The 20,912-nt window shown below is 70.9% G+C and carries 17 protein-coding genes; 11 read left to right on the top strand and 6 right to left on the bottom strand.

All coding sequences use genetic code 11. The features are described 5' to 3' along the window. Positions 1-77: 77 nt before the first annotated feature. Together E0504_RS38085 and E0504_RS38080 are read right to left on the bottom strand one after the other, a co-directional pair. Entirely contained in the window at positions 78-830 is a 753-nt protein-coding gene (locus E0504_RS38085; RefSeq protein WP_071059792.1) for a TetR/AcrR family transcriptional regulator, read from the bottom strand. After that, positions 830-1,999 carry an HAF repeat-containing protein gene (locus tag E0504_RS38080; protein WP_112105008.1) on the bottom strand — a complete coding sequence of 390 codons (1,170 nt, stop codon included), beginning with the start codon at positions 1,997-1,999 and terminating at the stop codon, positions 830-832. The genes E0504_RS38085 and E0504_RS38080 overlap by 1 nt, the downstream gene beginning before the upstream one ends. An 836-nt stretch (positions 2,000-2,835) precedes the next feature. On the opposite strand from E0504_RS38080, the gene E0504_RS52650 reads away from it, so the two are divergent. Then, complete coding sequence (locus tag E0504_RS52650) at positions 2,836-3,279, top strand: glycosyl hydrolase (RefSeq protein ID WP_306769297.1); 444 nt, start codon at positions 2,836-2,838, stop codon at positions 3,277-3,279. Beyond that, positions 3,276-3,503: a hypothetical protein gene (locus E0504_RS52645; protein WP_235013674.1), complete on the top strand. Its 228-nt coding sequence runs from the start codon at positions 3,276-3,278 to the stop codon at positions 3,501-3,503. Before E0504_RS52650 ends, E0504_RS52645 begins: the two co-directional genes overlap by 4 nt. Positions 3,504-3,734: 231 nt before the next feature. On the opposite strand, the gene E0504_RS38070 is transcribed toward E0504_RS52645, so the two are convergent. Next, positions 3,735-5,171 (bottom strand): hypothetical protein, encoded by a 1,437-nt coding sequence (locus tag E0504_RS38070; protein ID WP_131626812.1) that lies wholly within the window; start codon positions 5,169-5,171, stop codon positions 3,735-3,737. A gap of 1,219 nt (positions 5,172-6,390) precedes the next feature. Beyond that, positions 6,391-6,870, bottom strand: a complete 480-nt coding sequence (locus tag E0504_RS38065) for an SRPBCC family protein (RefSeq protein ID WP_112104998.1) — start codon at positions 6,868-6,870, stop codon at positions 6,391-6,393. An 88-nt stretch (positions 6,871-6,958) separates the two neighbouring features. On the opposite strand from E0504_RS38065, the gene E0504_RS38060 reads away from it, so the two are divergent. After that, on the top strand, positions 6,959-7,567 hold the full coding sequence (locus tag E0504_RS38060; protein WP_071059786.1) for a TetR/AcrR family transcriptional regulator: 609 nt from the start codon (positions 6,959-6,961) through the stop codon (positions 7,565-7,567). A gap of 498 nt (positions 7,568-8,065) precedes the next feature. Continuing rightward, the gene (locus E0504_RS38055; RefSeq protein ID WP_112106510.1) at positions 8,066-8,947 is read left to right on the top strand and encodes a mechanosensitive ion channel family protein; all 882 of its coding nucleotides are present in this window, start codon (positions 8,066-8,068) and stop codon (positions 8,945-8,947) included. Between the two features lie 115 nt (positions 8,948-9,062). Here the strand turns inward: E0504_RS38055 and E0504_RS38050 are convergent, their stop codons facing one another. Together E0504_RS38050 and E0504_RS38045 are read right to left on the bottom strand one after the other, a co-directional pair. Beyond that, positions 9,063-9,371, bottom strand: coding sequence for a hypothetical protein (locus tag E0504_RS38050; RefSeq protein WP_112106509.1), 309 nt, complete (start codon positions 9,369-9,371; stop codon positions 9,063-9,065). A 130-nt stretch (positions 9,372-9,501) separates the two neighbouring features. After that, positions 9,502-10,617, bottom strand: a complete 1,116-nt coding sequence (locus E0504_RS38045) for an N-acetylglucosamine kinase (RefSeq protein ID WP_112106508.1) — start codon at positions 10,615-10,617, stop codon at positions 9,502-9,504. Between the two features lie 198 nt (positions 10,618-10,815). On the opposite strand from E0504_RS38045, the gene E0504_RS38040 reads away from it, so the two are divergent. From E0504_RS38040 to E0504_RS38010, 7 genes are all read left to right on the top strand, one after another. Continuing rightward, the gene (locus E0504_RS38040; RefSeq protein ID WP_071059782.1) at positions 10,816-11,292 is read left to right on the top strand and encodes a hypothetical protein; all 477 of its coding nucleotides are present in this window, start codon (positions 10,816-10,818) and stop codon (positions 11,290-11,292) included. Positions 11,293-11,552: 260 nt separating this feature from the next. After that, positions 11,553-12,884, top strand: a complete 1,332-nt coding sequence (locus tag E0504_RS38035; protein WP_112106506.1) for a DUF5925 domain-containing protein — start codon at positions 11,553-11,555, stop codon at positions 12,882-12,884. Positions 12,885-13,647: 763 nt separating this feature from the next. Beyond that, positions 13,648-14,733, top strand: coding sequence for a UDP-glucose/GDP-mannose dehydrogenase family protein (locus E0504_RS38030; protein WP_112106505.1), 1,086 nt, complete (start codon positions 13,648-13,650; stop codon positions 14,731-14,733). Next, positions 14,730-16,070, top strand: coding sequence for a glycosyltransferase family 2 protein (locus E0504_RS38025; RefSeq protein ID WP_112106504.1), 1,341 nt, complete (start codon positions 14,730-14,732; stop codon positions 16,068-16,070). Before E0504_RS38030 ends, E0504_RS38025 begins: the two co-directional genes overlap by 4 nt. Positions 16,071-16,180: 110 nt before the next feature. Further along, positions 16,181-17,632 (top strand): NosD domain-containing protein, encoded by a 1,452-nt coding sequence (locus E0504_RS38020; RefSeq protein ID WP_235014019.1) that lies wholly within the window; start codon positions 16,181-16,183, stop codon positions 17,630-17,632. 1 nt (position 17,633) lies between these two features. Continuing rightward, positions 17,634-19,796: an acyltransferase family protein gene (locus E0504_RS38015; RefSeq protein ID WP_243657802.1), complete on the top strand. Its 2,163-nt coding sequence runs from the start codon at positions 17,634-17,636 to the stop codon at positions 19,794-19,796. Between the two features lie 218 nt (positions 19,797-20,014). Beyond that, positions 20,015-20,905, top strand: coding sequence for a polysaccharide lyase (locus tag E0504_RS38010; protein WP_112106502.1), 891 nt, complete (start codon positions 20,015-20,017; stop codon positions 20,903-20,905). The last annotated feature ends 7 nt before the right edge of the window (positions 20,906-20,912 follow it).

The raw sequence follows: 20,912 nt of genomic DNA, 5'->3' as shown, positions 1-20,912 counted from the left end.
TCGATGCGTGCCCGCGCCGTGGAGGCCCGCCTACCGCGGGGATGCTCTCCGCGCCACGCACCGCCTTCGAAGCACGGCTAGGGATGACCGCCGCGGTCGCTAATCTGCCAGCCGTTCGCGACGAGTGACAGCAGCCGGTCAAGATATGCGCCTGTATCATGATCTTGTGAATGCTGGACGCTGATTTCTCCCTTTTCGCCGGCGGCCGGCTGGGCCTCGGGCGTGCCGGAATTTCGCTCGCCGCCGCCAGGGCCCAGCGCCGACACGAGCGCGGCCGTGACCGCCACCAGGTCGTCCACGGTGATATCGGCGCGCGCGCTGCCGGCGCGCTGAGCACGGGCGAGCACTCCGGCTCCGGCGTCACCGAGCGGGGTGGCGGGGGAGGCGGGCGGCGCCGCCCGCGGTAGCGGAGCGATTGGCGGGCCCTCGATCTCGAGGACGAAGACCCCCTGCCGGGCCAGGAGGTGCCTCGCGAGCTGCCTGAGCCAGGCGGCGAGCGCTGCGCCGGGCGGGAGCCGGTCGCCCAGCTCGTCCGCCTGGCGGCGGAGCCCGGCGACATCCTCGCGGTACACGGCTTCGATCAGGTCCTCGCGGTTGGCGAAGTTCCGGTAGAGCGTCGCCGGGCCGACCCCGGCGCGTCGCGCGATCGTGTTCAACGGTGCGTTCGTGCCGAGTTCGGCGAAGACCGCCCGCGCCGCGGTCAGCAGGCGCTCCTGGTTGCGGACGGCGTCGGAGCGCCGGGGCCGTTCTGCTGGTCTGTAGTCGGTGCCGGCGTCGCCACGCTGGCCGCTCGCCGTGGCATGCGGCGCACCGCCGCTCTCAGGCACCACTACGGTGTCCAGAAGGCGGCGTGGGGGACGGGGCTCGAGACGCTCACCGCCTCACCGAGAACGACTCCACCGGCCGTCACGTGACTGGCCGAGCTCTGCCTCCCGCCGAGGGTGCCGAGATCGGTGACCACTCCGTGCCGCCAGCGGAACGCATGCCCGTCCCCGGCCGGGAGCTCGACCGTTCCGCAGACCACGCCGGAGTCGTTGAGCCCGGCCGGGTCGACCCAACCCTCGCCGAAACCGTGGATCTCGGTGAGGTCGCCGCCGGACCAGAGGAATGCCCGAACTCCCCCGCCGTAGCTGCGCACGAGCACCTGGCCGGCATTGTTCACCGCGACGGCTTCGCTGTGCTCATCTCCAACGAGTGTCCCGAGATCTGTCATTGTTCCGTTCTGCCAGCAGAACGCGTGGGTCCGGTCGTCCGCCGTGCCGCTGCTCCCGATGACCAGCCCGGCGTTGTTCACGCCGGACGCACTGCTCCAGGTGCCACCGAGGGTGCCGAGGTCATGCATACGGCGGTCGGACCACACGAACGCGTGGTCGGCCCCGCTGCGCGTCTGACTCGTACCGACCACCAGGCCGAGGTCGTTGACGGCGGCGGCGGAGCTCTCCGGGCCGCCAAGGGTGCCGAGGTCCTCGCTGATGTGTTCCCGCCACAGACAGGCATGCCGATCGCCGCTGTCGGTGCTGCTGCTGCCCGCGACCAGGCCCAGGCCGTTGACGCTCACGGCGATACTGAAATGCCCTCCCGGGATGTCCGTGCCGCCCAGGTAGGGAAGCGCGGAGTGGATGCCGTAGCTCCAGCGGAATGCCTGCGGGCCCTGCCTGCCAATCATCTCGCCGACCACGACGCCCAGAGAGCTCATGGCGATCGGACGGCTGCTCCCGGGGAGGCTGCGAACCGTGTCGGCCTGCCACAGGAAGCCGTCGACCCGGTCCCGGCCGCTCTGCCAGAGGCCGGCCAGCAGGCCACTGGCGTTCCCACACACCAGGAGGCCCGGGGCGCCCGGTGGCCCGGTGACGGCGGTCGCGGCCGGGCGGGCCTGCCACGGTGGTCGCGCCGCGGTGGCCGAGGCGTCCGCTGACGTCGGGTTGCTCAGGTTGACCGGCCCCGAGGAAGCGGCGGCCACCACCGCGAGGCGCGCGACTGGTTGACGGTCACTTACCATCACAGGTTTCACTCCATTTGTCTGGCACCGGGAGTTCGGTGGTCCACGACGTTGCCCGAGCGTGAACCCCTGGTGCGGTAATCGGGTGTGTCGAGACCGGCATCGGCGTCCGAGAATTTCATTCTGCGGCATCGGCCGACCGTCTGCGACACATCATCAGACCACGTGCGTGCCACAAAATATTGCGCACTCCGTCTCGCGATCTGATCTCCTGCCGGATCTTTTCCAGGAGAAAACCTGGCTGTAGTGGCGGAGAGGTTCCAGGAATTCGCCGAGTAATGTCTCGAAAGTCCCTGGTGATGGCTTGGTCAGTGGCTCGGTAATTGCTGGTGAGGTCGCGGTTGTCCTCGGCGTCGACGGCTGCCGAACCAGCCGGGATGGCTGACAGGTCAGGGACCATCCTGCCCGCGGGCGCCCGGGTCGGCTGTTCCCCGCCGCCGGCCACGTCGATGCCTCGAGCGAGCCCGAGCGGGCCGAACGGCCGTTCCCCGAGGCGTAGTCCCTTCATTTGCGCAATGCCCGCTTCGTGTGCGCAATGCCCGCTTCGTGCGCGTGGCGCCGCCCCGGGTCGGTCACAACCCCGGACCGGCAATCATGATCTTGGGGCGGCTCTGCGGCGGCTGGTGCGAAACCGGCGCGGATGCCGACCCGACCCACGACCGCGGGGCCGCCGGACTGGTCACTCGCGCGGGCCGCTGGACCGGGCCACCCGCGCCGAGCCGCGCTCGCGGTGCGGCCGTCAGTTCCGATCTCCTGCAGAGGTTCGCCACCTGGCCGGGCCGGCTGATAATCGGGGCTTCACCGTTCCCGGAGAACATCGGTGCGAGTAATGCGACCTGCGTCACCGGCGCATATGTTTCGTACTGGCGGAACTTCGTAACACGCTGAACGCGTTCGGCCGCCAGAACTCGATCATCCGGCTTTCCCGGGAGGCGAACGGCAACTGGTTCCCGTGGTCCGCCACAAACCCGACAGACTTCATCAACTGCTGGCGCCACGTGGTGGACGCCATCAGGCCCACGGCCGAACCCGATCCCGAAAAGTCGTGGAGCCTCAACGCCAACTACTCGCAGAACCCGCCGAGCCACAACGCGATCGACATGTATCCGGGCGACGCCTGGGTCGACACCGTCGGTCTGGACTCCTACGATGCCTGGTCGGTGTCACGCACGAAGGCGGAATTCGACGCCCAGGCCACAGCGGTTGGCGGACTGACCTGTTGGTACAACTTCGCCACGGCGTACAACAAGGCGTTCGGTATCGGCGAGTGGGGGTCGTGAGTGGCGCTGGATCGAACGGAGGAGGCGACAGCGCCAACTTCGTCCAGTGGATGTACGACTGGTTCCTGGAACATGCGGGGAAGGGGCTGGTGTACGAGTTCTACTTCGGCGACTGTGGTCCAGGGAACGTCGGTTCCAACCTGTACCGACCTCTCGGGCCCGGCTGCGTCTACCGGAACCCGAACGCTGCCGCCCGCTACCAGCAACTCTACCGACGGACATAGGCCCGACCGGACCTCGCGACGAGGGAGCGCCAGCGGCCGCGGGCCAGCCGAGGTGGAAGGCTTCCCGATCTTGGAAGCCTCCCACCTCGGCCGCTCCGTGCTCTTTGCGGGCTCTGCTTCGGATCCCCCGCGACATTCCCTCGATGATCTGTGGGAGGCATGCCGGGTGGCGGCGTCGGTGCCGCTATCCCGACAGTCGGCCGCTGACTGCGTCCCGGCTTACGCCGGTGATCAACCGGCGTAGTACGGCACGGCGGATACCGCGGTCGGTGCGGCAGGCGCGGCAATAGGCAGCCCGCCACCGCCACCGCCACCGGAGGGTGTGCCGCCACCGCCACCGCCACCGCCTCCACCGCCGCTTCCGCCGCCGGCGGGTGTGCCGCCGCCGCCACTGCCGCCGCCGCCGCCGCCGGCGGGTGTGCCGCCTCCGCCTCCGCTTCCGCCGCCGGCGGGTGTGCCACCACCGCTACCTCCGCCGCCTGCGGGTGCGCCGCTACCGCTACCGCCACCGCCGGTGCCACCGCCGCCGGTGCCGCCGCCCGTGCCGGTCCCACCGCCTCCGCCGCCGGTCCCGCCGCCGCCGGCGGGTGCACCGCCGCCGCCGCCGCCGGTGCCGGTGCCGGTACCACCGCCGGTGCCGCCGCCCGTGCCGGTCCCACCACCGGGTGCGCCGCCGCCGCCGGTGCCGGTGCCGGTGCCGGTACCACCGCCGGTGCCGCCGCCCGTGCCGGTCCCACCGCCTCCGCCGCCGGTCCCGCCGCCGCCGGCGGGTGCACCGCCGCCGCCGGTGCCGGTGCCGGTCCCACCGCCGGTGCCGCCGCCCGTGTCGGTCCCACCACCGGGTACGCCGCTGCCGCCGGTGCCGGTGCCGGTCCCACCGCCGGTGCCGCCGCCCGTGTCGGTCCCACCACCGGGTACGCCGCCGCCGCCGGTCCCGCCGCCAGCACCAGCGCCAACACCGGCACCGACTGTCGGCGTCGCGCCCACTCCGCCGCCCGGAATCACCGCGGGCGCGGGAGTCCCGGCGCATGTGGAGACGCCGACGGCCGGAACGGTCACCAGGAGGTTCCCGGTCGTCTCGTTCCACGGCGAAGCGATCACGGCCATGGCGTGGGACGGCAGCTCCAGAGACTGCCGCGGGCCGAGAGTGGAGATGCCGGAGCCCTGGCTGGTGTCAAACCAGCCGAAGCCGAACGCGACGTCCGACTGGTTGCTCACCCGCCAGGCGGGACCTGCGCCGGTGCAGGTGTAGCTGAGCCGCAGCGGATTGGTCTCGAAGTCATCGATGCCGTTGATTTCCCGGTCGAAGGGGAGCCGGAACGGGAGCAGGGACAGGAACTGGTCCAGCGTCGCGTCGCCGGTACCGGTCGGTGTCGCCGAAGGGCTGCTGATGATGACGCCCGGGCCGGTGCCCGGGGACGGGCTCGGACCAACGCCCGGGGTGGCCCCGGGTGCGGCACTCGGCGAGGCGCTCGGATCGAGGTTGACGGTTATCCCGCTTCCCGCGGGAGCGGTGGGATCCGGCGAGCCGAGGATGCCCTCGGCGATGTCGGCGGACGGGCTCGCGGTCGCAGTCGGCATGGGAACGGCCCAGGCCGGTACGGCCGCCGCCGTCATGGCCGCGCCGAGAACGCCGGCCGTGACGGCCCGCATTCTGGTGATACGCATTAATCCTTCTCCCTTGACTGTGACGAGTCGCCATGACACTCACCGACGGCGCCCGTCGAACCGCCCTTATCGGGAGTACGGCGGTCCGGCGCAGGGTGTGGATCAGCGTTTGCCGGTCAGTCTCGACTTGCGCAGAAAACTACCAACGCCAGGTTCACCACAACCCGGGAGGGTCTGGGGCGAGGGAGAGTTCGAGTGCTCCTCCGTGTTAATCGCGTACTGTGCGGATGACCTTGTTACGCGAGTCCGGATCTGTGGTCGGCTACGGCTGGCCGATGATCGGGATCCTCGACTCGGCCAGCATGGACGATCTTCGACGTTGGCTGCGCCGCAGGCATTTTCGATTCAGCTCCGCAGCTAAATGTCCGAAATACTCTGTTTGTTCGTCTTGGCGGCAGATGGCGGAGCGTAGTCGGTTGGATGCCTGACGTGGTCAGATCCTGGTGTGGTCCAGGTGTGTGGAGGCGGTCGGTCGGTGGGCCGCCGGGCTCGGTATTCGGCTTCATTGGCCCATTCGGGTAGGCAAATTCGGGTAGGTGCCCAAGGCGGCCGGTCGGGGTGAAAGGCGGCCGCCCTGGCGTCTCCGCGCTCACGCCGACGGCCCGGTGTCGAACATGGCCGAACGGGTACCCGGCCGCGTCCCGGTGCGGTCCAATGGGCGGGCCGATGCCGCGATCAAGGTCCTGGCCTGCGTCAATGGGTTGACGTGGCGACTCTGCGTGCGCCCTGCGGGGTTGAGGTCCGCTGACGACCGCTCGCCTTCGGATCGATTTCGCGTGTCATCGGGATGCGGTGGAAGCGGGGGTTGACCCGAGATCTCGACCGTGGAGCCCGAGATAGCTGAGAAGAAATGCTCGGCTGACTACTTCGTCGCGTTCTGGCCTCGGACCGGCGGCCCGGCCTGGGCTCCCGGGCCTACCCTCGCGGTGGGTGGTCCTGAGGAGAGCCGTCCGCGGAATCGGCGGGATCGTTTTCCGGCGGCGATGATCCGGAATGTGATCGATTCGTGCCCGTGTTTCGCGGGCTCATGCCGAAATTCTGGGTTGAATTTCGCTTACGGGGCCTCGATCTGATCTGATCTGATCAGATCGAGGCAGGCTGGGTCCGTAACTCGGTCCGCCCCGCCAGTCCACGAATCGCGCTGCGAGGCACCCAGGGCCGGCGGCCTCGCGCGGATGACGGCTGAATTCCGGTGGCCGTGCAGGTGAGGTTCGGCGTTTCAGCTGCCGCTCCGGCCGGCGCGGGACCGCTGCTCGCAGTGCTGTCGCAGGCACTGGGCCTCGGTGTCGACGTAGCGGCGGACCAGGCGCGCCATGAAAAGCGCCACCACCGGCGCCAGCGGCCCGGACTGCCGCAGGCTCAGCCGCACCGTGACCTTGCCGTCCTCCGCGGCGGGCGTGATGCGGTGGTCGGCGACCGTGGTCATGCCGGTGGCCCTGGAGATCCAGGAGAAGCCCGAGCCCGGGGTCAGGTCGGTCACGGTCCACTCGGCCGCGGGCAGCCGGGGCTGCCGAATCCGCACGACGCTGCCGTCGCGCAGTTCGCCGTCAGCCCCCGAGCTCCCGACCGCCGCGGGCCGTGCCGCCATGTCCACGGTGGTCATCGTCGGAGTCCAGGTGGGCCAGCGTTCGACGTCCCGCATCACCGCCCAGACCTCGTCGGACGTGGCGTCGATGGTCACCGAGGTCTCGTAGTACATCGGGTGCCTCCTGTGGGGTGATCGGTTTCTCGACCGGCGCCGGGTGGCGCCGCGACTTGTACCAAGTGGTACATGTACCATCTGGTACATGGCGTCGCAAGGTCAGCTGCCGGACAGTCCGCGCACCAGCGCGGGGCGGCGTGCGCGGGAAGCCCTGCTGGAAGACGTCATCGCGCACCTGGCGGAGCACGGGATCGGCGACCTGAGTCTGCGCCAACTGGCGACCGCTCTCGGCACCAGCCATCGCATGATCATTTACCATTTCGGTTCACGGGACGGCCTCCTCGTCGAGGTGGTGCGCGCGATGGAGGAACAGCAACGAGCCGCGTTCGCCGAGATGCAGCGCGAACCGGCAGCCTCCGCGGTCGAGCTCGGCCGCCAGATGTGGCGACGGCTGAGCCAGCCCGAACTGGCTCCGTTCGAGCGCCTCTTCTTCGAGATCTACGGCCAGGCGCTGCAGGGTCGCGCCTACGCCCAACCGCTGCTGGACGGAGTCGTCGAGGACTGGCTCGGCCCGATGACCGAGTTCCTGGTGCGTGACGGCCTGCCGCCGGCCGCGGCACGCACGCAGGCCCGCCTCGCACTCGCAACTACTCGCGGCCTGCTCCTGGACCTGCTCGCCACCGGCGACCGGGAGGGCGTCGACCTGGCAATGGAACGAATGCTCGCCGCGTTCGAACCACCAACCTCCAGGTGACGACGCGTCCGAGTGACCTGGGCGCGGCGGTCGGCTGAGTGCTGAACCTGACCTTGGGTTCCGAATCTGACCGGGATGCCGGATTGAGCTGGTCAGCGGCAGCCGCCCGGGGCCGACCGCACATCTGGAGTCGGCCTGTCCCAGGCTCTGTCCGGGGCCGGCCCTGCCGACCAACCGTGACGGGTGCTGGCTGGGGTGAGGCGGGTTCTGGGTCGGGGTTTGGTTGCTTCAGGTGTTCGGTTAACCCCTGAGGGTTGTTTGGTTGGAGTGTGGGCTTAGGTGGTGATTTCTTTGCGGCTTGTGGGCTGGGCGTGGGGCGGGGCGGTCGGGGTGGAGGGCCGCGGGTAGGTTCGGATGGGTGAGGGCATACCCGACCTGCTGGCGCGGTGCCGCCGGCCGCGTGTGTGGCCTGCGGGAAGCCGACGCGGGCCGAGCCACGTCGACGTCATGATCGCGTCGGCGTCATGATCGCGTCGGCGTCATGACTGTGGCGGCGGCATGATCACGGCGGCCGCTCCGCTGACGGACATCTCCGAGTGGGCCCGTGGCCGCGGGCTCGAGATCGTCATGATCGTGATTGCGGCCGTCCTGCTGACCCGGTTCGCGACCTGGGTGGGTGCCCGCGTCGAGCGGCGCATCGACCAGCAGTCGAGCCAGAGCGACGGGGTGGTGCGCTCCGAGGCGACGAAGCATCGCCACGCGGTCGTCCAGGTGCTGACCTGGGTGTCACTGGCCCTGGTCTACTGCGTGGCGGTCGTGTTGGTGTTCCAGCGCCTCGGGGTGCCGGTCACCGGCATCGTCGCCCCGGCGACCGTGGTCGGTGTGGCGCTCGGCTTCGGTGCGCAGCGCGTCGTCCAGGATGTGCTCGCCGGGTTCTTCCTGGTCACCGAGCGGCAGTACGGCTTCGGGGACCTCGTCCGCCTGGTAGTCCAGGGGGCGCCGAGTGCGATCACTGGCACGGTGGAGGAGGTCACGCTGCGCATCACCAGCGTGCGGACGTCCAACGGCGAGGTGGTGATCACGCCGAACGGGCAGATCGTCCAGGTGGTGAACCTGTCCCGGGACTGGGCGCGGGCTGTGGTGGACGTCCCGATACCCACAAGTGTTGATGTTACTACGGTAAGTGACGTGTTGACTCGGGTGGGTACCGAGGCGTACGCCGACGACGCGCTGCACGACCTGCTGCTGGACGCGCCGACCGTGATGGGGGTGGAGAGCATCGACCTCGACCAGTTCAAGATCCGGGTCGTTGCCCGGACCCTCCCGGGTAAGCAGTTCGAAGTCGGTCGGGCGCTGCGCGCCAAGATCACGGTTGCGCTGCTGCGCGCCGGGATCCACGTGCCGGCCGACCTCGACACGGCCCCGCCGACGTCCTCATGAGGTTTCTCGACCGGATACCGGTGCAGCGCTCGACGCTGCTGCTCATGTTCGCGCTCGTCGCCGTCTTCGCGCTGTACATCCTGGTACGGCCCGAGTCGCTGCCGGCGTCACGTTCCTACACCGCGGCGGTCGAGCAGGCGAAGACCGAACTGAGCAGTGAGCAGGCGAGCGCCACGCCGACACCGCGGGCGAGGGCGACCACCGCCCCGGCGCCGGTGGCCCCGCCCTCGCCGACGGTGTCACCCTCGCCTTCGCCGGACGTCACCGCCAGTCCGACCGCGACGGTGGACCCGACCAGCACCGTGGACCCGTTCGGCTCCACCGCCCCGTCGGCAGCGGGCACCTCGCCGGCCTCCGCGCCTCCGTTCGCGCGGGTCCCGTCGTTGTCCGGTGCCCCGTCGGCCCCGGCGCCGGGGCCGACCATGACGCCCTCCCCCTGACCGGACCCCGACCGTGCGCCTGACCGCGGTCCTGACCGTGCGCACTGACCCAAGCTCTGGGAACCCCGGGCATGCCTTGGGCATGCTCAAGGCATGCCCGGGGTTCCGGTTCCGTCAGCGCGGGCGGACCAGTTCCTCCGTGGGGGTGCCCGGGGCATCGCCGATACCGGACCAGTCCACCAGCTGCTCGGTGCCCGCCAGCCGCGCCGCCAGCAGGACGGCCCCGGCGGCCGGGGACATCCGCGGCCGGACGAGACGCGCGCCCGGGCTGGCGGTGGTGACGCGGGCGGTGAACGCGTCCAGGAACGGCGGCCCGGAGTTGAACGTGCCGCCCACGAGCGAGACGGGGCACTCGCCCGTCAGCCCGAGCCGGTCGATCACTGTGCGGACCTGGTCGGCCAGCAGCCGGCCGGCGTCCGTCAGGATCCGGTGGGCGACGGCGTCACCGGCGGCCGCGGCGGCGGCGACCTCGACGGCGAACGCGGCGATCCCCGCCTTGTCGAGGCTGCCGTAGACGAGATCGTCGACGCTCTCGACCAGGTCGAGATGGTAGAAGGCGAGCAGGCGGGGCACGAGCGCCGACCAGGGGGCGCGCCCGTCCCGGAACTCGACGGCCGCGCGCATCCCGTGCAGGCCGATCCAGTACCCCGAGCCCTCGTCGCCCAGCAGGTGCCCCCAGCCGCCGCATCGCCAGGTGCGCCCGTCGGCGGCGACCCCCAGGGTGTTGCTGCCCGTACCACTGATGACGGCGACACCGGGGCGGCCCAGCGTGCCGGAGGCCCAGGCCGCGACGACGTCGTTGAGCACCAGCGTGCTCCCGACCGGCCGAAGGTCGGTCAGCCGGCTCCGGAGGGCCTCCTGGTTGTCGTCGGTGTCGGCGCTGGCCACCGCGAGCACCGCGGCGGCCACCTCGTCGGCCGCGGCACCCGCCTGGCCGAGCGCGCCACGGACGGCCTCCATGATCGCGGCGGCGGCGCCGTCGAGGCCGACGACGTCGAGATTGCTCGGGCCCGCGGTGGCCGTGGTCAGCGTCGACCGCCGCAGGTCGAGGACGGCGGCCGTGGTCTTGGTACCACCGCCGTCCACGCCGAGCAGGAAGGGACGGGGGAGACCAGCATGAGGCGCCGCCTCCGGCAGGGACTCCGCTGACGGCGGAGGCTCCGGGGGCGGCCGCAGTGACGGTGGCAGGCTGATCAACGGCCTGGAGTTCTCTGGCTGCAGGTTGGGCACTGGGGCGCCTCGCGATTCCGTCGACCGTGGGTTGTCACCGGAAGTGGGTTGTCACCGGAAGGTAGAGGCCTTCCGGCCGGACGGGGTCCCCCGCATCGTGCCTCCCGATGTCTTCCGCCGCGTCTCCCACCACGCGGCGGCACTGTGTATCCGATCACCCCGTGTCCCATCGTGGCTTCGTTGAGAGACGGTAGTGAGGTGACCGATGACGACGACGACTGGGCGCCGCCGCCCGTGCCCGACGGCGGTGGCGACCCGGTGGCAGCGGTGGACGAGGCCCTCGCCGAGGCCGAGACCGCGCTGCGTGCCGGGATGTGGCTGCCGGACGTGGACGAGATCGACGCCGTGGTGACCATCCTCCATCACACCGACCCGGCTCGGCGGCGCCCCGACACGCCGCTGCGCCGCGTCCTGCACCAGGCGCTGGACGAGACCTATCCGCAGCTCACCGTCTGGCGCCCGCGCCCGCAGTACCTCTACGCCGTGGTGAAGACCCTGCACCTGCTCGCGTCGGACCCCGTCACCGGCGAGAACACCGCCGCCCTCCTCGTCGGATGGGACCGTCTCCTCGACCTCCTGCGGGCCGTGCTCGAGGTGGCCAGGTTCGGGCCTCCGGAGCCACCCGAGCCTGGTGCCGAGGCGCCGGACGTCCCCGGGCCCGGTGCCCGGCCGTAGCCACCCGGTGGCTCCTGCGTGGTACCCACACGGGTACTGACGGTCAGGCCGGGGACCTCCCGCCGCGGAGAGGACCATCGGGTACGCGGCGGGAGGCCATGCGGGCTCGATTCCGAGACCCGCCATGACGCGGTGTGCCGGGCGCCTCCCACCACCTTCCGCGACGGAATGGAGGAACCAGGTGGTGTCAGGAGCACTCGTCACCGAGTATCTGTCTCGTGTCCATTCCGCGGCAGGGTTCCTCGTCCAACGGCGATCGTGTGAGGGGTGAGCGCTCCGGCCGGCTCCCGGCGGGGTTGCCCTTCGTCGTCGCCCTCGACGATTCGGACACCCCCTACGACGTCGTCGACGCGCTCGCGCTCGGCCCCTTCACCAAGGGAGACCAGCCCTGGGCCCGCAGCGCGCGCATCGACCGGCTCAAGCCCGGCGCGAGCCTGCTGCCGGTCGACGCCGAGGTCGTGCGGACCGTGGTCGAGGACGCCCGTGACTCGCGGCTGGCGACCGGTGACGGCTGGACGGTCCGCGCGGTGCGCTGGCGCGGCGGCAGCGCCGAGGTCCTGGTGACGGCGGTCAGCGAGGAGCTCGCCCGGACGGTGCTCGACGGCGTGGTGCGCCAGGCGACGGCGGAGTCCGTCGGCGAGGGCACCGTGACCATGGGCTTCTGGTACCTCTCCACCCAGCGCGGGCCGACGAGGATCATCCGGCGGGCCGCGACGACCGCCTGGCGGTCGATCCGGCGCAACTACGCGGAGACCACGCTGGCGCCGCTGGACCATCTGATGGCCATGCGCCCGGAGAGCCTGGTCGGCCGGCTGATCCTCCTGCACGGGCCGGCGGGAACCGGCAAGACGACGATCCTGCGCGCGCTCGCGCACGAGTGGCGGAGCTGGTGCCAGGTCGACTGCGTGCTCGACCCGGAGGCGCTCTTCGGTGACCCCGGCTACCTCATGGAGGTGGCGATCGGGTCGGACGACACGGACGACGAGGGCCCGGCCGAGGGGACCAGCCTGGCGCTCGGTGACGCGGCGTCGGACTCCACCGCGGAAGCCGACCAGGCGGCCGACGGGGACACCACGGACGCGGCCGCGGCGGTTCCGGCGGGCACCGCGGACGCGGCTGCCGGCCCCGGCAGCCCCGGCGCCGGCGGAGTGTCGGCGGGCGGAGTGTCGGCGGGCGGCGGGGCGGCGGGCGGCGGCACGGAGGACTCGTCCCGGCGCCGCTGGCGTCTGCTGGTGATCGAGGACTGCGACGAGCTGCTGCGCGGCGACGCCCGCAGCGTCTCCGGCCAGGCGCTGTCCAGGCTGCTCAACCTCACCGACGGTCTGGTCGGGCAGGGCCGGGACGTCCTGGTCGCGGTCACCACCAACGAGCCGCTGGCGCGGCTGCACCCCGCGATCGTGCGGCCGGGCCGCTGCCTCGCCCAGGTCGAGGTCGGGCCGCTCCCACGCGAGGAGGCGCTCGCCTGGCTCGGGACGGCGGCGGACGCCGGGGTCGGGATGTCCGCGACCCTGGCCGAGCTGTTCGCCCTTCGTGACGGACGGATGCCCGCGACCACCCCGGAGCGCGACGGCCACACCGGCCTGTACCTCTGACACCCCGGCGGCGCCGTCCCGTGCCGCCGGGCGGCGCCGTTCCGGAGAAGGGGTGCATGTCGGGCGAAGAGCACGATATCGGCACAGTGCGGACGGGTTCCCGAACGGAGATAGTTCCTGGATCGCCAGGAAAGGGATGAACGGCCGTTCCGGCCGCACTGCTGTCGCGTAATTCTGTGGCTGAATTCGCTTCAAGGTCGTCCCGCGTAACACGCCCGGTGTCGGCCTTCTGCGGCGAACCACGCGCCGATCGGCTACTCTTCCGCACTTGGACGGGGTATTTGGGGATGCTCTGTTCTGGGGTAATCATCGATCGGTAAACGTGTCTGGGGGGTCGGTTCCGGGGTCCGGCCGCGAACCACTGGGGGAAACAGTAGTTATGGCAACGCAGCGTGCGGACGGCATTGTGTCCGTGTCCGCGAGCGTGCCCGGGGGGAACGGCGGTCCGCCGCCGTTCGCGGGCATCACGACATGCGTCCTCGTCCGTACTCCACCCGGCCGCGGGTCGGCGGACACCGGAGCGCGGGCCGGTCGGGACCGGCCACGGCGACGCCGCCTAATCGTTTAGAGAATCACCGGGCGCAAAGCCCGAGGCTCACGAGTCCGCGCATCCCGACCGGGACGCGGACTCCCCGACAACGCCGCGCGGACCGGGACGGCTCTCCGTCGCCCTACGCGCGGATTCTCGGACGTCATCGTCCGCGCCCGCTCGACGCCGCCCGGGCCGACCATGCCCTGAGCGCGCCCCAAGGAGCTGAAGAAGATGCGAATCTTTGTCGTCGGATCCGGAGTCGTGGGAACAGCCACCGGGAGGGGGCTGCTCGACGCCGGGCACCGGGTCACGTTCATCGACGTCTCACCGGAGCGAGTCGCATTCCTGAACGAGATCGGCCTGGACGCGCGGCCCGAGATCGACCTGAGATCGGAGGGCGACTCCCTCGTCTTTCTCACCCTGCCGACACCGAACGCCGGCAGCCGCTACGACCTCACGGCGTTCGTGGCCGGTACCCGCGGCCTCGGCCGAGCCCTGCGCGAGACGTCCGCCGTGCACACCGTGGTTGTTCGCAGCACCGTCGATCCGGGCACGACCGAGGGGCTGGTGGGCCCGCTGCTGGAGCAGGAGTCCGGGCTGCGTCAGGGCAGCGGGTTCCTGCTGGCCAGCAATCCGGAGTTCCTGCGCGCCTCGTCGGCCGCCGAGGACTTCCGCTGGCCGTGGATGACCGTCATCGGGGCTCGTAACCGGCGGGTCCGGGAGCGCCTCGCGGAGCTTTTCGCGCCTTTCGGGGGGACTATGAGGATCTTCGATGACCCGACGACCGCCGAGTTCGTCAAGTGTGCGCACAACATCTTCAACGCCACGAAGATCTCGTTCTGGAACGAGATGCACGTAGTCGCAGAGCGTCTTCAGATCGACCTCGGGGCGGTGTCCGAGACGGTCTCGCGGTCGGCCGAGGCGTCCTTCAACCCCGCCTACGGGACCAGGGGCGGCGCGCCGTACGGGGGTGTCTGCCTGCCGAAGGACACCATGGCCTTCCTCGGGTTCGCCGCCGGTGTCGGCGTGGACATGCCGATTCTGCGGTCGGTCATCGAGATGAACAGCCGCTTCGTCGACCGCGCGGCCGCCGACGGCGCCGTGAGCGGCGAGCGGGTCGCCGAGCTGGTTGGCGGGCGAGCCGCTGACTCGCTCGGGGACAGGTCCGGCAACGGGTTCGGTGACGGGTTCGGTGGCGGCGCCACCGAACCGGGGCCGGGGCTGGCCTCCGCCCGTGCGCTCTGGTCGCCCGACCGGTTTCCACGGCAGCCGCGGGACTCCCGTGGCGTCGAGGCGACGGAAGGTGCGCCCCGATGAGCACCCTGCTGCCCTGGCTGTTGCTCGTGGCCTTCCTCCGGCCCATGATCGAGATCTTCATTCTTGCCGCGGGTGAGTGGTGGTTCCACACGACCTTCCGGCAGAACCGGGATCTCTTCTCGAGATACATTATCCAGATCACCACCGTCGGCCGGGAACAGGACCGGGTCAACGAGATCATCCGGGAGATCCGCTCGTTCCCGATGACGATGAACTACGAGATCTGGGTGACCAACGAGCCCGGAAACGGCGACATCTACCCCGAGGCGGACCGGGTCATCACGGTGCCCACCGACTTCACCTGCGTGGCCCAGTACAAGGCGCGTGCCCTGGAGTTCAGCCGGATCGTCCGCCAGCATCTCGGCTACGACACGGCCGATACAAAGATCACGTTTCTCGATGACGACACGTCTCCGACGTGGGAGTACCTCGAGACCGCCTACGCGGCCGACTACGACATCTGCCAGGGCGTGACGGCCCCGCGCATCGACTACGGCAGCGGGCCGTTCGCGCACTTCATCCTGAGCCACATCGATGACCTGCGGTTCCACAACTGCATGACCTACTGCTCCTCCTTCCAGGGAATCCTCGGGCGGCCGCTGTTCGTCCACGGGGAGGGCCTCACCATCACCGGCCACACCGAGCGGACGGTCACCTGGGACTGGCGGATCTTCGCCTCCGAGGATCTCACCTTCGGCTGCAACGCGGCGGCGGCCGGTCTGCGCTGGGGCTTCTTCCACGAGTACATCCAGCTCACCTCCCCGTGGACGTGGCAGGCCTACTTCAAGCAGCGCCGCCGGTGGATGTGGGGCAACATCCACGCCATCGTGAACCGCGACGTGCTCCCGCTCGGCGCCGCGATCAGAATCGCGGTGCGGTACTTCCTCAGCCTGTTCACGTTTCTCGCGTCGGGTTCGGCGGTCGTCCTGATCCTCACGGACACGATCGAGGTGGCGGGCTGGGCGCATTCGCTCTTCTGGTGCTCGCTGGCGGTCTGGCTGGTGAACTTCGGGCTGAGCGGCTGGGTCAACGCCGGCCTGCGCCAGCCCGGGGTGAGCAGCGCGAGATTCTGGACGAACCGCGTCCTGCAGAGCCTCGCCGCCGTCGTCCTGGCGCCTGTCACGGCGACGTTCACGATCGTCGCGCTCGTCGCGACGCTCTACATGGGGAACCCGCGCAGCTTCGAGGTCATCGCCAAGACCGCGGCCACCAGCGGCCAGCGCCAGCGCGACCGGGACCGGGACGGCGACGGCACCACCGGCACCGCCCGGGACGACGAGGCCGTGGCCGGCGGGGGCCGCGTGCCCGCGTCCGTCGTGGGGGAGGGCAACCGATGACGACCCGCCCGACCCGCCAGCCCTACCCTCCCCATCCTCCTCAGCCACCTCATGAGCCACCTCTCGGGTTGCACACGCCCCACGCACCGCACCAGCCCGGCCCGGCGGGCGTGACGGCGAGCACCGCCAACACGGTGACCCTGCCGACCGCGGTGCCCGTTCGGCAGCCGGGGAGCGTGCCGGCCGAGCGGGCGGCGGTGACGGCGGCCGCCCGCGCCCGGCGCGAACGGTCCCGCCGCCGCGGTGTCCACCTCCTGCTGGCCGTGATGACGGCGCTGAGCGCGGTCACGCTGAGCGTGACCGTCGGCCGTGACTACCGGGAGCTGACCTCGACCACCGAGTTCTTCCACCGGCACGCCTACACGCCGTCCTACGACCCGCTCAGCAACGTGATCCTGGGGCTGCCGCCCAACACCGTCGACGCGCGGACCAGCCCGTCACCGGAGATCCGCGGCATCGCGGTGGGGCCCGACGCGATCACGCTGCTCGCCGGCGGCCGGCCGGAGCGCGTCGTCCCGTTGCAGCGCCCGGTCACCGGCCTGCTGGACGTCGTCGAGAAGGTCGACGACCCGTCCTGGGCCGGATACGACGGCCGCGGCCGGGTCACCCTGTCGACGGCGCTGGTCGTCTCGCCCGGGGCGTCGCTCACGATCACGGCTCCGGTCTCCGAGCTGGTGCTCGAGGTCCGGCGCGGCGTGCTGCTGGGCGTCGACGGCGGCCGGCTGGCGCTGGACGGCGTCGCCGTCCGCCCGAGCACGACGAGTGACGACCTGCAACAGCTGAGCGTCGACGAGCGGCGGCCGTTCGTGGTCGCCACGAACGCGGCGACCCTCACCATCACCCGCAGCCACCTGAGCTATCTCGGACGGGACTGGAACAGCTCCTACGGCGTCTCCTGGTCGGACCGCTCCACCGGAAGCATGACCCACTCCGAGGTCGACCACAGCTTCATCGGGACGTACACGGACCATGCCCGTGACGTGGCCATAGAGCAGAACTGGTTCCACGACAACACGCTCTACGGTGTCGACCCGCACAGCTACTCGACCGGGATCTCGGTGCGCAACAACGTCAGCGAGCGCAACGGCCGGCACGGCATCATCTTCTCCGACTTCGTGACCGGCGGCGTCGTGGCGGGCAACATCACCCGGGACAACAGGCTCAACGGCATCATGATGGACGCCTCGAGCACCGGGAACCGCATCGTCGGCAACACCGCCAGCGGCAACCGCGGTGACGGCATCGTGCTCGCCTCCTCGCCGGACAACGTCGTCGAGCAGAACACGATCACCGGCAACCGGGTGGGCCTGCACGTCCGCGGCGGCGGGGAGAACATCCGGGTACGGAGCAACACGATCGTCGACAACCAGCTCGCGACGCAGGGCATCAGCCTGGGCGGGAACACGCTGCGCGACAACGGCGACCAGTGGCGCCCGCGGGTGCTCGTCGGGATCTGGGCGTCGGTGCCGCTCGTGCTGGTCCTGCTCAGCGGCTTCACCGGACTCGCCCGCCGGCGTCGGTCGAGGGCGGTCGGCCGTCCGGTGCTGGGCGGCGGAGTCTGACTTGACCACGGTTGAGGCCACCCCGACGGTCGGCGACACGTCGACCCTGGTGTCCCCGCCGGCCTCGGCCGGCGGGGACACCAGGGTCAGGAAGTTCCGACCGGATATCGAGGGGCTGCGCGCGGTCGCGGTGGTCCTGGTCGTGCTCGGCCACTCCGGGCTCGCCGTCGCCGGCGGGTTCGTCGGCGTGGACGTCTTCTTCGTGATCTCGGGCTTCCTCATCACCAGGCAGCTGCTCACGGAGCGGGCCGGCCACGGGCGGATCTCGCTGCGAGGCTTCTACGCCCGACGGGCGCGGCGGATCGTCCCGGCGGCGACGGTGGTCATCGTCGCGACGATGGTGGCCGCCTGGCGGTGGGCGTCACCACTGCGCCTCCACTCGATCAGCGTGGACGCGGCGTTCTCCGCCGTGTCGGCGATCAACATCCGGCTCGCCCAGGCCGGGACGGACTACCTGCGGGCGGACGGGCCGCCGTCGCCGTTCCAGCATTTCTGGTCCCTCGCCGTCGAGGAGCAGTTCTACGCCCTGTGGCCGCTGGTGCTGGTGGCCGTGACCACGGTGATCGCCGGCGGCTGGCGCCGGGGCCGCACCGGGCCGGTCCGCACCGGGCGAGTGTTCGCCGTGTTCGTCGCGGTGTTCGGCGGCTCGCTGGCGCTCAGCGTGCTGCTCACCCCGCGGTCGGCGCCGTGGGCCTACTTCGGGAGCCACACCCGGGCGTGGGAGCTGGCGGCGGGGGCGCTGGTCGCGCTCGGCGCGCCCGCGTTCGCCCGGATGCCCCGCGCGCTGTCGTCCCAGCTGAGCTGGCTGGGCCTGCTGGGGATCCTGCTCGCCGCGGCGCGGTTCGACGAGGGCACGCAGTACCCGGGGCTGGCGGCGCTGCTGCCGGTCGCGGGCTCGGCGCTCGTGATCGCCGGCGGGTGTGCCGCGCCGCGCCGGGGCGCCGAGCTGCTGCTGCGCCGGTGGCCGCTACAGGTGGCGGGCCGCCTCAGCTACTCGTGGTACCTGTGGCACTGGCCGGTGCTGGTGCTCTGGCCTGAGGCCTCCGGGGCACCGCTCGGCACGGGCGGGAAGGTCGCCGCCGTGCTGGGGTCGCTGGTCCTGGCCGCGCTCACCTACTACGCGGTCGAGAACCCGATCCGGGCCCGGTCGGTGCTGGTCCGTCGGCCGGCGGTCGGCCTTGGCCTCGGTGGTTGCCTGGCCGGCGCCGCGGTTGCGGTCGCGCTCGGCGTGGGCCAGGTCGCGGCCATCCCCACCACGGGCGGTGTGGCGCCGATCCCCGGCCCGGCCGATGTCGCGGCGGGAGCGCCCGGAGCCGGGGGAACAGCGGGAACGGCGGGAACCGTGGGAGCGTCCACCGCTCTGTCCCGGGTGATCGAGCAGTCGCTGGACCTGCCGGGGCTGCCGGCGGGGCTGCGGCCGTCGCTGGAACAGGTCCCACTCGACTACAAGGCGAACAGGTGCTACGCGGCGATCACCGCCAGCACTCCCACCGACTGCGCCTACGGGGACCCGAACGGCCGTCGGACGGTCGTCCTGTTCGGCGACTCGCACGCGAACCAGTGGTTCAACGCGATGAACAAGGTCAGCCGCGAACGCGGCTGGCGGCTGATCCCCTACACGAAGGGCGGCTGCCCGCCGGCCGACTACCCGGACTTCGTGCTGGAGACACTGAAACGGGTCTACACCGAGTGCAACACCTGGCGGGCGGAGGCCCTCGCCAGGATCGGCGCGCTCGACCCGGACCTGATCGTCGTCGGTTCCGAGGCGCGGACGGAGGCTATCCGGGTGGGCGCCGGCGGGATGGCGAGCGCCGTGCGCACGCTGCGCTCGACCGGGGCCAAGGTCGTGTTCATCTCGGACACGCCCTACCCGGGATTCGACGTTCCGGACTGCCTTGCCAGGAATCCGTCGAACATCCGCCGGTGTGTTGTGCGGGTCTCCGACGCGAAACTGACCGAACCGCAGCGGGCCATCGAGAACCAGGGCGCCCGCGACGGCGGGGCGATGCTGGTCGATCCCGTGCCGTGGCTGTGCGCGAAGGAACAGTGTCCGCCAATCATCGGCGACACGGTCGTCTATTACGACAAGAGCCACATCACCGGTACGTACTCCACCACCCTGGCGTCGTACCTGGGGTCGGAACTGGTCCGGCTGGCCGGATGAGCTGAAACGGCCCCGGACGCCCGACGGCCGGCCGGCACGGATCGCCGCGCCGGCCGTCGCCATACCCGGGTACCGGTCGCGCGCGGTCTAGACTTTATGCCGGCGCGGACCACCTGGAATTCGTGGTCCTCGCCGCCGGGGGATCGGTGCCGCGAGCCGACACGCGTAATTACCGGCGATAAGCCAGGTGGGCGGAATGCGGGTCGGGGAGAACAGCGGTGAGCGTACTGTCGCGAAGAGGCGTTTTTCTGGCGGCGCTGCTGGGAGCGGGCGGCGCCGTGGGCTGCACCACCGGTCCGGACGAGCGCCGGCCGGAGCCGGAGGTGCCCGCGGTGAACGGACTGAACACCCCGGCGGCGCCGCCGATGCCCCCGCACCTGCAGAGCTTCTTCGGCGATGAGCTGATCATGCGCCGGCGGGGCGCCTTCGGCCTGGACGACGTCACCGTGGAGCTGCCGGAGGCGGGCTGTGCCTGGAAGCACAGCCGGGTCCGTTATCCGAAGGGTTCGGCCAGCCAGCTCTCCGTCGAGCATGACGGGGCCCCTTCCGGCGGTGCCCAGGTCTATCTCCAGTTTCGTGACGGTCCCGCCGACGACCTCTATCTGAGCTACCGAGTCCGGTTCCAGGATGGTTTCCAGTTCGCCAGGGGCGGCAAGCTCCCAGGATTCTTCGGTGGCACCCACGTGGCCGGCGGAAACACTCCGGACGGCACGAACGGATTCTCCACCCGATACATGTGGCGGGCCGGCGGAAAAGGGCAGGTGTACGCCTACCTTCCACGCTCGAAAGATTACGGTACGACACTCGGCCTGGGGAGCTGGAAATTCGTCCCGGGGCGGTGGGTGGCCATTCAGCAGCGCGTCCGCCTGAACAGCCCGCAGCTGGCGGACGGATCGGTGACCGTCTGGGTCGACGGTAGTGAGGTCTTCCACCAGGACGGCCTTTTCTACCGCAGCACGCCGGCACTGCGTATCGAGGGCGTCTTCTTCTCCACCTTCTTCGGCGGCGATGACCTGAGCTGGGCCAGCCCCGTCGACCAGTACGCCGACTTCGCCACCTTCGTGGTCTCCGACCGGTTCATCCAGGCCGGCCCCGCCGGCTCGTGTTGATCGAGCC

Source organism: Parafrankia sp. BMG5.11 (assembly GCF_004337455.1).
This window is presented reverse-complemented; position numbering and strand designations above follow the sequence as displayed.